Below are 12,124 nucleotides of genomic sequence, written 5' to 3' on the forward strand. Positions count from 1 at the left end.
GTCGCTAGGTTGGCGTTGGGTCCCCGATTGGCGGTCCCGGAAAAATTCCCAGACAGTCCGGCTTGCGTATCACAGCGCATTGATTCACAAGGGGAAATCGAGAGCCGGCTAAAATGTTTCTACTCCTTGGGTTGCGGACTCGAACCGGCTGTTACCGTCACCTCTCGCGATCGAACAGCTCCAGCATCGGCAGCAGATTGACGTTCAAGGTCTGGCCGTCGGAAAGCGCGATCACGATGCAATAACCGACCAGGTCGAGCGCACACACATGGACACCATCACGCCCGCGCTCGCCTGGCCGGCCTCTGGCGCCGCGCATCGCGCCGAGCATCCAGTCGCTGCCGCTGCCCGGCGCATGGCCGGGATTGTCGACCTTGGCGATCCAGGTGCTGCCATGCTGCGCGACGCAGTCCATCGCGCGATAGTCGGTGGCCTTCGGATCGTACAGCCCGCGCGCCTGGCCGCCGGGCAAATGTGCCGTTGACGGCACATTTCGCAGCTGATCGCCGAGGCTCTGCACGCGATTGAGGATTTCCGCGGCGTTGTCGCCGCCGACTGCGTTGCCGTAGTCGTCGAGCAACATTCGCGTGTCGTTCATGGCAAGAAGCCCATTTTCTGCGACGTCGGCGCGACGCGATCGTCGGCCGCCATTGCCTTGCGGCCCTCGATCATGATGCGCAATAGATCATCGGAAAATCGTTCGACGGCGTCGCTCCTGCGCTCGCCGGATGAATAGGTCAGCGCGACCACCAAGTTTTTGATCAACGGCCAGACCGATGCCACCGGGAGATAATCGAATTCGCGCGCGCCGCGCTCGGCGATTTGGTCGAGCGTCTTGCGCAACTGCTCAATGTTTTCAGGATTCGGCGCTTTGGGTTTCGGCCGCGGCCGCGTTGGCACCGGTGCCGGCGGCGGTGACGGTGTGCTTGTCCGTTCCGTTACCGCCGCCGGTGACCGCCGCGCCTCTTCGATCAACGCGTTGGCCCGAGCCCGCATGATCTCGGCCTCGCGCAGCTTCATCTTGTGCGACATCGCCTCGCGCTCGCCTTCCGCCCAGCCGAGCGGCGGCTCGATGTCGTCGAATTCGTTTTCATCGTCGTAATGGTTGCTCATGACGCGGCCTCCTACCAGGTGACCGAGTTGACGATCGCCGCCGCGCCGGTCCGCCGCAGCTTCCAGCCGGTCCATTGGATCGAGCGCAACGCGACCGCGTCGATCTGGAATAGGCTCGCCATCGGCGCCGCCACGGTGTTCGGCGTGCCGACGGCCGACAGCGGCAACGGCACGGTTTCCATATGCAGCACCGCCTCGCCGCTGGCGCTAAACCTGATGTCGTCGACCAGCAGCACCAGCGCGCCGGCGTCAATCGCGCCGACACTGCCGACCGCCATGAAGCCAGAGCTGATGATGTCGAGGCCCGCGGCCCGCATCCGCAGTGCCTGCACCGGATTGGCGACGAACACCACCTGGGCGTCTGGCGCATTGGCGCCGACCGCGGCGGTGAGCGCGCCGAGATCGGCCAGCATGGCGTCGGTGAGCGGCGTCGCGGCCGATTTGGTGATCGGCGTGACGCCGTTGAAAATGCCGGCCGGCTTGTCCGGCGTCGCCGCGTCGGCGGAAAGCAGCGCCTGGTCGAGCAGCGCGCCGAGATCGTGCTGCAACGCCTGGCGCACGATCAGCTCGATCTCGGGAATCGAATAGTTTTGCATTTCCTCGGTGAACGTGCTCAGCGCCGCCAGCTTGTACGGCGTCAGCGTCGTCGCGGTGAGCCCGAGCGATGCGACCGGGATCGGTTTGCCTTCGCCGATCCAGCCGCCGACCAGCGCGAACGGGTGCACGCGTGACGGAATTTTCCTCGGCTTGACGCCGGTCAGCGTCAGCGCGCGCTGGCTCAGTGCGGCAAACGCCGAGGTCGCCGCCATGCTGTCGATGAAATCGACGTTCGACGCGATCACCAGCTCCTGCGCCCAGCCGGGGACCGTCGTCATCGCCGGCGAGGTTGCCGCCTTGGCGATGTAGAGCGCGGTCGGCTCACAGCCGGGATAGACGCGCTCGACCAGCGCCGGGCTGTTTTCGGTGTGCACGCCGCGGCGGCGCAGGATTTCGCAGGTCGCGGCGCGCACGATCACGTCGCGCGGTTTCAACTGCTTGCGCGCTACCGCAGGCGGCAGTCGTGTTTTCGATGATGGCGGGGGAAAGCTGAGGGCGGTTGCATGTCGCATGGCTCATGCTCCTTCGCGGGCTGAGTGATGGACAAGCGGCGCGAGGATGCGCTCGCTGAGCGTGGAAATCAATTCGGTTTTGGCAGTGGATTGCCGATCCGGCGCAATTGCGCTGGTGCCCCCGATTGCCGATCATCAACGGTTCAAAGGGGATTCTCTCGCGATGGATATCATGCTCGGTTTGGCCGCGGCGGCCAAGGCTCTCGAAATTGCTAAGCAATTGAAGGAGGTCAACAAGCAACTGAGCGAAGCCGAATTCAAGCTCAAAATCGCCGAGCTTTATGAATCGTTGGCGGACGTCAAAATGGCATTGGCTGACGCCAAGGAAGAGCTCGCCACCAAGGAAAAGCTGGATCGCTATCGGTTAGTGGACTACGGCGGCCAGACCTTCGTTTATGAACTCAAGGCGTCGGAGGTGGGCGAGGAAAGCCCGCAACACCGCATCTGCGCGGCATGTTACCAACAAGGCAAAATCGGACATCTCCAATTCGAGTTTCATTCTGTGGACAGCGGACAGGATTGGTTCGAGTGCTCGGTTTGCAAAGACCGTCGGGCATATGGTGGGGCACGCCGCTAGGCGGCCCAGGTTGCATCACCGGCTGCGCAGCGCGGCGCGAAAATCCCGCATCCGGATCGCGACGATCGCGGCCAGCATTTCGGGGTTGTTGTGGTAGGACGGCCGGTGGCCACCGCGGGTCCTGGCATGCGGACTGGCCGGCTCAAGCTTCAACGTGGCCATGATCTGCGGCAGCTCGGCCGCGATGGCGTGCTGCCATTGATGCAGTCTGACTTTGGCGATTCCGAACGCCTCGGAAACCTCGGCCAGCGACTGCCCGGTGAACTCGCGATATAGGACCGCCTCGACCATCTGGCGGTTATGCCGGCTTGCCGGCAGCAGCCGGGCGATCTTGGTCCATTGCGCCTCGGTCATCGCCGATTTGGAACGCATGTTCTGGCCTCCAAAAAGTGCCTTGCGATGCGATTTATCACAGATCGCGAAACGAACGAGCGGGTGACGGATTTTGAGGGCACCGTTCGGGGCTCGGGAGGGGCAAAAGTTCCAAGACCGCCCCCCGTCATCAGTCGATGAAGTCGCTGACCATTTGAAAATACATCCAAAAGGCCAACATCAGGGCGGCTAGGCACAAAAGCCAGAACCCGATGTGCCGGTGCATTGGCGGTTCTCGCATTGATCCACTCTGGGATCAGGATCAACCGCCGCTCTGGCTCAACCTTTGATTTCGATCAACAAGGCATCACCGCCGCTGCCTGGTGGTGGTCATGATCTATCCTCCTTTGCTGGCAGCCGGCCGGTGCGGTTTCCAGATCGATTCACCCGATCAACGATCGCTGTTGGATTCGTCGTCGCATCAGCACCGCATACTCGGCGTGGTGCGTGTCATCCAGGGCCGGCAGCCGCTCCCAACCCTCAGCCTCGAACCGCTCGACGTCGTCGTGCAGCACATAGCGAAACAGCTCGGAAGAGTCCGCTTGCTCGATCGCTGCGCTGGTCGCGGGTGCAGGTGTTACGCTAGGAGTTACGCTAAGCCGGTGGCGATAAGCCTGTTGCTTGCAGGCTGGTGAGCAGAACCGCGCTGTTGATCGCTGCGGCTGGTAAGGCTTGCGGCATTGCTCACAGATTCCGGTGCGGTGGTTGATAGTGTTGTCACCATCACCTGTGCCCTGGTTGCGCCTGTGAATCACAGTGCAGCCCTGGTGCCTGGCATCGAATCGGAACCAGCCGAAATTGTCCTTGCTGCCGTGCTTGGATTTCGGAAACCATTTCACCCTGCCGATCGTCACGATGTCTGAGCAATGGACGAGGTACGGTGTCGCTTGCAACGTCGACACCCAATCGGTTTCCAATAGCAGCCAGGTCGGCGCGATGCGCTCGAAGTGCTGAATCAGCCGGTGCATCAAGTCGCGGCTGTAAGGTGGATTGGTAATGATCGAATCGATCACGCCGTAGGAATCGAGCGCCAGCGCATCCTGGCCGGTTGCGATATCGCCAGCATAGTTGCAACGCAGGCCGTGGGATTCCAGGTGGCGGATCAGGTCACCATCGCCGCAACAGGGCTCGGCAAAGGTTCGGATTCCACCGAGGTACGGAATCAGCGGCAGCACCGCCTTTGCTGGTGTTGGGTAGAAATCGCGCGGGATGCGCTCGAAATGGTCGCAGCGTTTACCCATCTGCCTACCTCATCGGCAGATCCTCCACTGTTGCGAATGGCCGGGGAATAATCCATCGTCGAAGGATCGAACGTCGGGACGCTCTAAAATCTTTTGCGCATCGCGGGCGTCAACGCGGCCGCCGCGGGGCAGGATGTAAAATTCATCGCCATCATGGCCGTGCATGAGCATTAGCCGGGTGTCGGCTCGATGCAGCAAATCGATGGCTTGGCGAAATCGCAGGACATGGTTTCTTGCCTTCATCGCTTCCTCCTCTCGTTGGTTTCTCGCTGTCGTGGCAGCCTCGATCTCAGCGAGGACTCCAGGCGCGTAGATTGATCACGCATGGCGATAGACGCCGTGGACCGCGCGATCCGGCCCTGGCCGTGCAACTCCTCGCCCCAATGATCGGAGCGTTTCGCCGCCAGCACAGTGCGCGGTGCGGCAGCGGTCGCATTGAATGCATTGCAGCCGGAGCGCGGTCATGATCTCCCCCGCGCTTTCGGCGGACCGGCCTCGGCCGCGGCCACTTCCACCACAAGCCGCAGTGCGCCCGGCGCGCACTGCAACACTTCGGGCTCGAACCAGCTGCGGATTTTGTCGGCAACGAACCGGGTCGTCACCACGACGGTCAGCACGCCGTCGTTAGTCAACGTCGTGTGCAGCACCTTGCCGGTGAACCAGCCGGCAACGTTGTCCTCGCCGATGCACCGGCGCAACGCCTCGACGTCGAGCGGGCCGAGCGGGCGATCCGCACGCGAGCGCGGCCCGCTCGGGTCGGTGGCGGTGACCGGTGCAAGAGTTTTTTCTGAGTTCTTTAAGAGTTCGGGTGCAATGGGTTGCACCGTTTTTGCGCAATGGGTTGCACCGTTTTGCGCAATGGGTTGCACCGTTTCTCCGTCTAAACGGTGCAATGGGTTGCAGGGTTTTGCCTCGTCAAAGGGTGCAATGGGTTGCACCGTTTTGGTGACGAGCAAGTAGCGGTTGGAGCAGCCGCGGCCGCCACCGCGCATGATCACGAGATCGCCGGTTCGTTGCAAAGCGTTGATCGCATAATGCACCATCCTGCGCGACAAGCCGGTGGCGGTCGCCAATGTCGGAATCGAGGGCCACGCGATCAGCTGGCCGCTACGGTTGAACTCGGCGGCATTGGTTCGATCGGCGAGTTCGTCAATGATCTTGATCCAGGCGCCGCCGGGAAGCCGGTTGCTGCGCACCTGCTTGCGCCATTCGCCGATCGTCGCGGTGCGATTCATCCGGGCTCCTCGGTTGGAGGGCCGGCCTTGACGAATGCGCTGTACGGGACAACTTTATCGAGATTGCGAAAAGTCGTTCATGGTGATCCCGCCGGCGCCTTCCCCCAGGCGTCGGCGTTCTATTCTGCTGCGGTGGCGGTTGGTGCTGTCGGCTGTCGAAACATCTGTGCGGCCCTTTCCTTGGGTTCGATTCCCCCTGAAAGCTGGTCGCGCAGCAGCACATAACCCCTACACCGTTACACCCCGGCCCGCAAGAATATTGTTACCAAATGATATCGGGCATGCTATGCCATGATTGGCAACGCCTGGGGAAAGACCGATGGCCAAGAAAGCGAAGCAATCCACCGAACGACCGACCGTGGGTGTGCGGCTGCCGCCCGCATTGCGCGAAAGCATGATGGCAGTGGCCAGGAAAAAGAAAATCCGCTTGGCGGAAGAAATCCGGCATAGGCTTTCGAGCTATGACCAGATGGAAGAGGATTTGGTAGCGGCGATTTCCGACGAGCGAGCGCAAATGTTGATCGAGATGCGCAGTGTGCTCACCGATGATTTTATCGACAAGATCGCTGAGCGCATTTTCTCCCACAACAACCTCGACAGGATCGCCGCACACGTTGCTGAAATTCTCGCCGAGAAACTCAATCGCGCGGCGTGAAAGCCTTCGCAGGAGGATGTGCGATGTCGCGAAAAACCGGAGACGAATGCACGTTTCGGCAGCGCGACTTGAAAGAAGCGATCAAGGCCGCGCGCAACGCTGGGTTGGAACACTTCCGCGTCGATATCGACAAGCGCGGCACCATCAGCATCGTGCCGACGGCGCCGGGTGAGGCGGCCCAAAAACAGGGGACACCAAACGAATGGGACGACGTTCTGCACGACAAGTAAAGCTGCCGCTCTATGTGCAGCATTTTATCGACCGGCACGATCACGCGCGTTTCTATTTCCGGCGCAAGGGCTGGCCGTCGGCAGCGTTGCCAGGGTTGCCGTGGTCACCGGAATTCATGGCGGCCTATGAGGCGGCGTAAAGCGCGAGCCTAACCAACCAGTGCCGCTCGGCGTGGTCAGGTCGCGGCCGGGATCGGTATCAGCGGCGCTCGCCGCCTATTATCAGGCCTCGGCTTGGACGCATGATCTTGCCGATAGTTCGCGCGAGTGGCGGCGGCGTATCCTGGAAAAGTTTCGCGAGGAATACGGCGCGCGGTCGCTGCGCGATTTCGAGCGCAAGCATTTCCAGGCGTTGCTGCGCAAGCGCACGGCTAACGCCCAGCGCAATTTTGTGATGGCACTGCGCGGGTTCATGGCGTTTGCGGTGAAGGCCGAATTGATCGATGAGGACCCGACGCAAGGCGTGGTCAAGGACAAAGCTAAAAAGGGCAAAGGCCACGTCACCTGGACCGAGGCGATGATCGAGCAATATCGCGAGCGGCACCAGCTCGGGACACAGGCGCGGCTCACCATGGAAATTATGCTGAACCTCGGCGTCCGAGTGTCGGACGCGCGGCGGATCGGACCACCGGACGTTCGCGACGGCTGGCTGATGGACTTTGAACCGCAGAAAACCCGCAACTCCACCGGTATGACGGTGACGGCGCCGCTCGCCGATGACCTGGTCGAGGCGATTGCGGCGACCACGGTGATCGGGACCAAAACCTATCTGGTGCACTCAGGTGGCAAGGCGCACGGCTCGGCCAAGTCGCTTTCCAACAAGGTCCGGGACTGGTGCGACCAGGCCGGGTTGCCGGACTGTTCCAGCCATGGCCTGCGCAAGGCCTGTCTGACACGGCTCGCTAATCTGGGTCTCGACACCCGCACCATCATGGGGCTCTCGGGCCACACCAACGAGGCCGAGGTGGCGAGATATGTCGAGGCCTACAATCGGCGCGTAGCAGCGGCGCGAGCGGTGGCCGCGATCAACACCTTGCGAACCAAAGGTGCACAGACGAGTGTCAACCCGGCCGACTGAGGTTGACACAGCGGCGAAAAAACCAAACGACTTCAATAGGGAAAGTTCAAAATGGCGCTCCCTAGCGGAATCGAACCGCTCTCTCCACCGTGAAAGGGTGGCGTCCTAACCGATAGACGAAGGGAGCAAAACGACCGGAAAATCAATGCGTTAAGCGCTTGATGGGCCGTGTTGGCCGCCGGCCGCCAAGTTTCATGGCGGCGGCGACGGGCGAACGTATAGTGGCGTTTGGGCGGGTGGGCAAGCCGCTCGAAAACCTGTTTTTGCGGTCGTTTGCGACCTCGATCGACAGCCGGGCGCGCCACGGCCTTGCAACGGATTTTAAAGCCGCATGTCGTAAGGTTGTGACGGGGGAACTTCCGACATGGCCTTGCTATCGAGCAAAAAGCGCGAGTCGCGGAAATCATTGAGCCAGCCCGGATGGATCACGCTCGAGGGCGGTTTTGCCGCGCGGCAATGCGTGGTGCGGGATCTATCCACGACGGGGGCGAAGGTCACGATCGACGATCCCAACACGCTGCCGACGAAGTTGCGGCTGGCGTTTTCGCGCGACGCCAGGACCGGACGCCGCTGCGAAGTGGTCTGGCGCCGCGGCAAATCGGTCGGTGTCAAGTTCGTCCGCTAGTCTGGCACTGATCGGCAAGCGGCGATAAAAGGCGGGATGCGAAAATCCCTCCTTGTCATGTTTGCTGTGGTGCTGGCTTCGATTACCGCTCGCGCCGAGCAACCCCGTCTTGAGAAGGCCGACAAGGCCGCATCATCGGGCAAGTCGCTTCCGCTGAAGCGCTCAAATTCAGCCAATGCCTGCGCGGAGTACGGCGCGGGTTTCGTCAGAATCGAAGGTACCAACACCTGCATGAAGATCGGCGGCGCGGTGAGCGTCGGCGGCGGTGTGTCCGGCGGCTCGCGCTGACCTTAAGTCATCGGCGGTGCGACGAACTGCGTGAAGCCGGGGCGTGCCGCGAATTGCGAAAACCAGCGTTCGAGGTTCGGCAGTTCCGGCTTGGTGACGCCTTCGACACCGAGCCAGCGCCGCGCATAGGCACCGAGCGCGATATCGGCGATCGTGAACTGATCGCCTTCGATGAAGCGCCGGCTCGCCAGTTGTGCCTCGACGATCCGCCACACGACGGCCTCGGCGTCGACATCCTTCTGGATCGCGACCATGTCGCGCTTCTCGACCGGCGTCCGCACCAGCGCCCAGAACACCGGCCGGTCGACCGGCTGCAGCGTCGACAGCGTCCAGTCGAGCCAGCGGTCGACGCTGGCGCGCGCTTTCGGCTGCGAGGGATAGATCGGCGCATTCCCGCCGTAGGCCATGCAGAGATAGCGCATCACGGAATTGGATTCCCACAGCACGTAGTCGCCGTCGACCAGCGTGGGGATGCGGCCATTCGGGTTCATCGCCAGATAGGCCGCCTCGTTGTTCTTGCCGAACTGCATGCCGGCGTCGATGCGCTCATAGCCGAGATCGAGTTCGGCCAGGCACCACAGCACTTTTTGAACGTTGACCGAATTGGCCCGGCCCCAGATGGTGAGTTGTTGTTTGTTGTTATTGTTGGTCACGCGTTGTCGCTCCCGCTGATCTGCTTGACGCGTTCATAGCTGAAGATCAGCAAAAAAGCGCGGGATTCGTGCAGCCCGCCCAAACAAACAAGCCCGCCCAAACAAAAAAGGCTCGCCGTGATGCGGCGGAGCCTGATCTGTGCGTCACGCGTGGCTGCTCAGCCCATCAACGGCCGAAGAACAACCACAGAAGGATGATCACCGGAATCGGCACACCAACCAGCCAAAGCAAAAGTCCTTTTCCCATCTCAGCCTCCTCGATTCGATTTCTTAACCGCCACGACAACGCGCGTAGTAGCGCCCTGTTCCTAAGCAGAATTGTACTCAGGCGAGGGAACGTTTCATGAGGTGGGAATTTCCGAGAGCGACAGTCCAATCCGAAACAGCGAGTAGCCGTCGCGGTCGACCGCCTCGCGCACTTCGGCGTTGACATCGTCAGAATGGCGGCTGCGCGTCAGCCGCCATTCGCTTTCACGCGCGCCGTCAGGAAACGGCGTTGTACAAGGCTTACCAGTGGCCGGTGTTCGGCATCGACGTCCACGGCTCCGCCGGCGGTTTCGGTTCGCCCTTCTGCAACAGTTCGATCGAATGCAGATCCGGCGAGCGCACGAAGGCCATGTTGCCGTCGCGCGGCGGCCGGTTGATGGTGATGCCGGCCTTCATCAGGCGGTCGCAGGTCGCGTAGATGTCGTCGACCTCGTAGGCGAGGTGGCCGAAATGGCGGTCCTCGCCGTACTTCTCCTCATCCCAATTGTAAGTGAGTTCGACCAGCGGCGCGCCGCGGTTCTGCGGCGCGGCCTTGAACAGGCCTTCGTCCTCGGGCGCGCACAGGAACACCAGCGTGAACCGGCCCTTGTCGTTGTCGACCCGGCGTACTTCCTTCAGCCCCAGCGCGTCCTGGTAAAACTTCATCGCGGTGTCGAGATTGCGAACGCGCAGCATTGTGTGGAGATAGCGCATATCAGTGGACTCCTTGAGAACGTTTGTTGTTTTTCAGGCGTTGGAGGCGCTCTGGAGGGCTCTAAATAGCAGCAAAATGCAGGAGAGGGCACCGATAAAGCGCGGGTCGTCTGCAGCCGTTGGCACCTTCCTTCCCTTTGTGTTCGTGGCTTTCCGAGCGCCTTCTACGTGAAGAGGTGGTCTCGAAGAGTTATCCCAGCAGCGGAAAGGACCCCACATGCGAAAGACAGGACTTACGCTCGCTGCCGTCGCCGCGCTTGCGACAACCGCTGTGGTCAATCCCGAGCGGAAGCGCGTGGCGGCCGTAATGCTGCAATCGGCTTCGGCGTAGGCGCAGGCGTTCTAGGCGCCGCAGCAAGGAAGAGTCCGGAGCAATCCGGGCTTTTTCTTTGTCTGGTTTCGCCAGCGCCTATGTGAATCTGTTTCGCGAAGCAGCATCGACCGCCGGAAATCCGCCAGCTTGATTACCTCAAGGAAACGATGGTTTCAGGGGCAGGAACTTTTAACGTCATAAATCGTTATTGGTCATGGATTACGAAACGCACGAGAAGCTGCGGCCCACGAAAGAAGAGCGTGAGGCAAAGAAAGAGCAGGCCCGCAAGGACGCAGAGAAGGCACTTATTGCACGTAAGAAGGCTGACGAGGCCTTCCGTGCAAACTTCGAGCGGCTCAAGGCAGAACGGCGTGCCCGTGAGTCTGATGAAATAAAGTCATAGCGCACTCTCGGCGCTCCAGTGGTGTCGTGAAGGGCGGATGTACCCCTCATGACAGTGAAGGCCTCCAGCTTCGGCTCGGAGGTCTTTTGCGTTTGACGCTCGCTTGAAATCGGCTCACGATTCAACCACGCAAACAATTCAGCCTGTGAAGCGTGGCGGCCGGCGTATCGGCGCCGGTCGGCCGAAGGGCACGTATAAATACGGAGCGCCAACCGTTCCTGCTTGCCTGCCATCAAACTCGCGGGCGAGGTTTAAGCCTTCATTCGCAAAGCAAAGTGCAATCTGCCGTTGTTCCTTGTGGGTAAGCCAAGCGAAGCGCAATGATTGTGCCATAGATTTGTCTTAGGCTTGGACTTGGGGACGACACCCGGCGTCAGCAGGGTGATCATTGATGGAGGTTAGGATGCCCAGACAATTCGGCTTGAAGGCAACATCGGCAGCCGCGCGGTCGGCGTCAGCGGCATCATCATCAGCTACGCCGGGCCTGGGTGCATCGGCGGCTGCGTCGAAGAGCCGTTCGCTGAGCAGTTCTCAAGCGTCAAAGCTCTCTTCCCAGCGCTCGGAGCTGCCGTTCTCGCCTGCGAGCTGGCGGGGCAGCCTTGGTCGGCGATCGATCTCTCAAGACTGAAGCTACACGCCACCGGCAAGGGCAACGCCAGGAAGCCAGAGATGCAGGCTGCCGAGAAGGCGAGATGGGGGCGTCGACCTGAAAGACGATGAAGCTGACGCCGTGAGGGCTGGAGCATATGCGCTGGACAGCGGCCTCTTTGGGTAGAGGGCCTCTGTTCGGCGGCTCCGTGAAGACGTTGCGGTCCGTGTTCGCGCACGCGCCATTGCGGACCGGAAACCAGATGTTCGTCCGGCTTCTTTACTTGCTTCTCGAGCTTCTCTTCCTTGCTACCGGATCGTCGGTGCTTCAGTTATTTGGTAGGAAGGACCCCGGTGAACTCGCCTCATGACTTACCGGCGTTGCGTTTTGGATCTTGGCCGGCCTCGCAATCCTCATCCTTGCAGGGTTTTAACCGCCAACTATCAGGTCATTGAGACTCCCGAACAGTGCGAGGAGCCTTTGGCCGGTCATTCCGACGGCAGCGATGATGGCCAAGGCGATGAACCCAGCGATGAGGCTGTATTCGATTGCGGTCGCGCCGTTCTCGTTGCGCAGAAACTTCCGAAGCATTCCTTGTCTCCCGAGCTTTGACAGAAATGGGTGTGGCACGCCAAAGTTGCTGCTACGAGAACCGAAACCGTAAAATTGTAAGGTCTCTGAAG

18 protein-coding genes and 1 tRNA gene are annotated in these 12,124 nt (G+C 61.1%); 8 read left to right on the top strand and 11 right to left on the bottom strand.

Features of this window, described 5'->3' with window-relative positions:
• Positions 1-157: 157 nt before the first annotated feature.
• Genes KIP88_RS18835 through KIP88_RS18845 form a run of 3 tightly spaced genes read right to left on the bottom strand, consistent with a single transcriptional unit; the run spans position 158 to position 2,222 of the window.
• Complete coding sequence (locus tag KIP88_RS18835) at positions 158-598, bottom strand: hypothetical protein (protein ID WP_214489449.1); 441 nt, start codon at positions 596-598, stop codon at positions 158-160.
• On the bottom strand, positions 595-1,113 hold the full coding sequence (locus KIP88_RS18840) for a hypothetical protein (protein WP_214489450.1): 519 nt from the start codon (positions 1,111-1,113) through the stop codon (positions 595-597). Before KIP88_RS18840 ends, KIP88_RS18835 begins: the two co-directional genes overlap by 4 nt.
• Positions 1,114-1,124: 11 nt before the next feature.
• Positions 1,125-2,222: a phage major capsid protein gene (locus KIP88_RS18845; RefSeq protein WP_214489451.1), complete on the bottom strand. Its 1,098-nt coding sequence runs from the start codon at positions 2,220-2,222 to the stop codon at positions 1,125-1,127.
• A gap of 46 nt (positions 2,223-2,268) precedes the next feature.
• On the opposite strand from KIP88_RS18845, the gene KIP88_RS18850 reads away from it, so the two are divergent.
• The gene (locus KIP88_RS18850) at positions 2,269-2,799 is read left to right on the top strand and encodes a hypothetical protein (RefSeq protein ID WP_214489452.1); all 531 of its coding nucleotides are present in this window, start codon (positions 2,269-2,271) and stop codon (positions 2,797-2,799) included.
• Between the two features lie 15 nt (positions 2,800-2,814).
• Here the strand turns inward: KIP88_RS18850 and KIP88_RS18855 are convergent, their stop codons facing one another.
• The 4 genes from KIP88_RS18855 to KIP88_RS18870 form a co-directional block, all read right to left on the bottom strand.
• The gene (locus tag KIP88_RS18855; protein ID WP_214489453.1) at positions 2,815-3,171 is read right to left on the bottom strand and encodes a transposase; all 357 of its coding nucleotides are present in this window, start codon (positions 3,169-3,171) and stop codon (positions 2,815-2,817) included.
• A gap of 383 nt (positions 3,172-3,554) precedes the next feature.
• Entirely contained in the window at positions 3,555-4,412 is an 858-nt protein-coding gene (locus KIP88_RS18860; protein WP_214489454.1) for a hypothetical protein, read from the bottom strand.
• Positions 4,413-4,421: 9 nt separating this feature from the next.
• Positions 4,422-4,655, bottom strand: a complete 234-nt coding sequence (locus KIP88_RS18865; RefSeq protein ID WP_214489455.1) for a hypothetical protein — start codon at positions 4,653-4,655, stop codon at positions 4,422-4,424.
• Between the two features lie 218 nt (positions 4,656-4,873).
• Complete coding sequence (locus KIP88_RS18870) at positions 4,874-5,647, bottom strand: hypothetical protein (protein WP_214489456.1); 774 nt, start codon at positions 5,645-5,647, stop codon at positions 4,874-4,876.
• A gap of 319 nt (positions 5,648-5,966) precedes the next feature.
• On the opposite strand from KIP88_RS18870, the gene KIP88_RS18875 reads away from it, so the two are divergent.
• The 4 genes from KIP88_RS18875 (at position 5,967) to KIP88_RS48185 (ending at position 7,610) form a co-directional block, all read left to right on the top strand.
• Positions 5,967-6,302 carry a hypothetical protein gene (locus KIP88_RS18875; protein WP_214489457.1) on the top strand — a complete coding sequence of 112 codons (336 nt, stop codon included), beginning with the start codon at positions 5,967-5,969 and terminating at the stop codon, positions 6,300-6,302.
• Positions 6,303-6,370: 68 nt separating this feature from the next.
• The gene (locus KIP88_RS18880; RefSeq protein WP_214489458.1) at positions 6,371-6,532 is read left to right on the top strand and encodes a hypothetical protein; all 162 of its coding nucleotides are present in this window, start codon (positions 6,371-6,373) and stop codon (positions 6,530-6,532) included.
• Entirely contained in the window at positions 6,505-6,672 is a 168-nt protein-coding gene (locus tag KIP88_RS18885) for a hypothetical protein (protein WP_214489459.1), read from the top strand. The genes KIP88_RS18880 and KIP88_RS18885 overlap by 28 nt, the downstream gene beginning before the upstream one ends.
• A 20-nt stretch (positions 6,673-6,692) precedes the next feature.
• Positions 6,693-7,610 carry a site-specific integrase gene (locus tag KIP88_RS48185; protein ID WP_214489460.1) on the top strand — a complete coding sequence of 306 codons (918 nt, stop codon included), beginning with the start codon at positions 6,693-6,695 and terminating at the stop codon, positions 7,608-7,610.
• 52 nt (positions 7,611-7,662) lie between these two features.
• Here KIP88_RS48185 and KIP88_RS18895 read toward each other — a convergent pair.
• Positions 7,663-7,737 (bottom strand) — tRNA-Glu (locus KIP88_RS18895).
• 237 nt (positions 7,738-7,974) lie between these two features.
• Here KIP88_RS18895 and KIP88_RS18900 point away from each other — a divergent pair.
• Positions 7,975-8,235 carry a PilZ domain-containing protein gene (locus tag KIP88_RS18900; RefSeq protein WP_214489461.1) on the top strand — a complete coding sequence of 87 codons (261 nt, stop codon included), beginning with the start codon at positions 7,975-7,977 and terminating at the stop codon, positions 8,233-8,235.
• A gap of 36 nt (positions 8,236-8,271) precedes the next feature.
• Positions 8,272-8,523 carry a porin gene (locus KIP88_RS18905; protein ID WP_214489462.1) on the top strand — a complete coding sequence of 84 codons (252 nt, stop codon included), beginning with the start codon at positions 8,272-8,274 and terminating at the stop codon, positions 8,521-8,523.
• Between the two features lie 2 nt (positions 8,524-8,525).
• Here the strand turns inward: KIP88_RS18905 and KIP88_RS18910 are convergent, their stop codons facing one another.
• Both KIP88_RS18910 and KIP88_RS18915 read right to left on the bottom strand, forming a co-directional pair.
• On the bottom strand, positions 8,526-9,176 hold the full coding sequence (locus KIP88_RS18910; protein WP_214489463.1) for a glutathione S-transferase family protein: 651 nt from the start codon (positions 9,174-9,176) through the stop codon (positions 8,526-8,528).
• A gap of 507 nt (positions 9,177-9,683) precedes the next feature.
• Positions 9,684-10,136, bottom strand: coding sequence for a VOC family protein (locus KIP88_RS18915; RefSeq protein WP_214489464.1), 453 nt, complete (start codon positions 10,134-10,136; stop codon positions 9,684-9,686).
• Positions 10,137-10,663: 527 nt separating this feature from the next.
• On the opposite strand from KIP88_RS18915, the gene KIP88_RS18920 reads away from it, so the two are divergent.
• A complete protein-coding gene (locus KIP88_RS18920; RefSeq protein WP_214489465.1) occupies positions 10,664-10,852 on the top strand; it encodes a hypothetical protein in 189 nt (62 codons plus the stop codon).
• 1,018 nt (positions 10,853-11,870) lie between these two features.
• Here the strand turns inward: KIP88_RS18920 and KIP88_RS18925 are convergent.
• Positions 11,871-12,032 (bottom strand): Flp family type IVb pilin, encoded by a 162-nt coding sequence (locus KIP88_RS18925; protein ID WP_214489466.1) that lies wholly within the window; start codon positions 12,030-12,032, stop codon positions 11,871-11,873.
• Positions 12,033-12,124: the final 92 nt, after the last annotated feature.

It is taken from the genome of Bradyrhizobium sp. SRL28 (genome assembly GCF_018596315.1).
GTDB lineage: Bacteria > Pseudomonadota > Alphaproteobacteria > Rhizobiales > Xanthobacteraceae > Bradyrhizobium.

Bases quoted from the DNA above. Each gene is read 5' to 3' on its own strand.
- KIP88_RS18835 (WP_214489449.1), bottom strand. From the start codon at position 598: ATGAACGACACGCGAATGTTGCTCGACGACTACGGCAACGCAGTCGGC.
- KIP88_RS18840 (WP_214489450.1), bottom strand. From the start codon at position 1,113: ATGAGCAACCATTACGACGATGAAAACGAATTCGACGACATCGAGCCG.
- KIP88_RS18845 (WP_214489451.1), bottom strand. From the start codon at position 2,222: ATGCGACATGCAACCGCCCTCAGCTTTCCCCCGCCATCATCGAAAACA.
- KIP88_RS18850 (WP_214489452.1), top strand. From the start codon at position 2,269: ATGCGCTCGCTGAGCGTGGAAATCAATTCGGTTTTGGCAGTGGATTGC.
- KIP88_RS18855 (WP_214489453.1), bottom strand. From the start codon at position 3,171: ATGCGTTCCAAATCGGCGATGACCGAGGCGCAATGGACCAAGATCGCC.
- KIP88_RS18860 (WP_214489454.1), bottom strand. From the start codon at position 4,412: ATGGGTAAACGCTGCGACCATTTCGAGCGCATCCCGCGCGATTTCTAC.
- KIP88_RS18865 (WP_214489455.1), bottom strand. From the start codon at position 4,655: ATGAAGGCAAGAAACCATGTCCTGCGATTTCGCCAAGCCATCGATTTG.
- KIP88_RS18870 (WP_214489456.1), bottom strand. From the start codon at position 5,647: ATGAATCGCACCGCGACGATCGGCGAATGGCGCAAGCAGGTGCGCAGC.
- KIP88_RS18875 (WP_214489457.1), top strand. From the start codon at position 5,967: ATGGCCAAGAAAGCGAAGCAATCCACCGAACGACCGACCGTGGGTGTG.
- KIP88_RS18885 (WP_214489459.1), top strand. From the start codon at position 6,505: ATGGGACGACGTTCTGCACGACAAGTAAAGCTGCCGCTCTATGTGCAG.
- KIP88_RS18900 (WP_214489461.1), top strand. From the start codon at position 7,975: ATGGCCTTGCTATCGAGCAAAAAGCGCGAGTCGCGGAAATCATTGAGC.
- KIP88_RS18905 (WP_214489462.1), top strand. From the start codon at position 8,272: ATGCGAAAATCCCTCCTTGTCATGTTTGCTGTGGTGCTGGCTTCGATT.
- KIP88_RS18915 (WP_214489464.1), bottom strand. From the start codon at position 10,136: ATGCGCTATCTCCACACAATGCTGCGCGTTCGCAATCTCGACACCGCG.
- KIP88_RS18920 (WP_214489465.1), top strand. From the start codon at position 10,664: ATGGATTACGAAACGCACGAGAAGCTGCGGCCCACGAAAGAAGAGCGT.
- KIP88_RS18925 (WP_214489466.1), bottom strand. From the start codon at position 12,032: ATGCTTCGGAAGTTTCTGCGCAACGAGAACGGCGCGACCGCAATCGAA.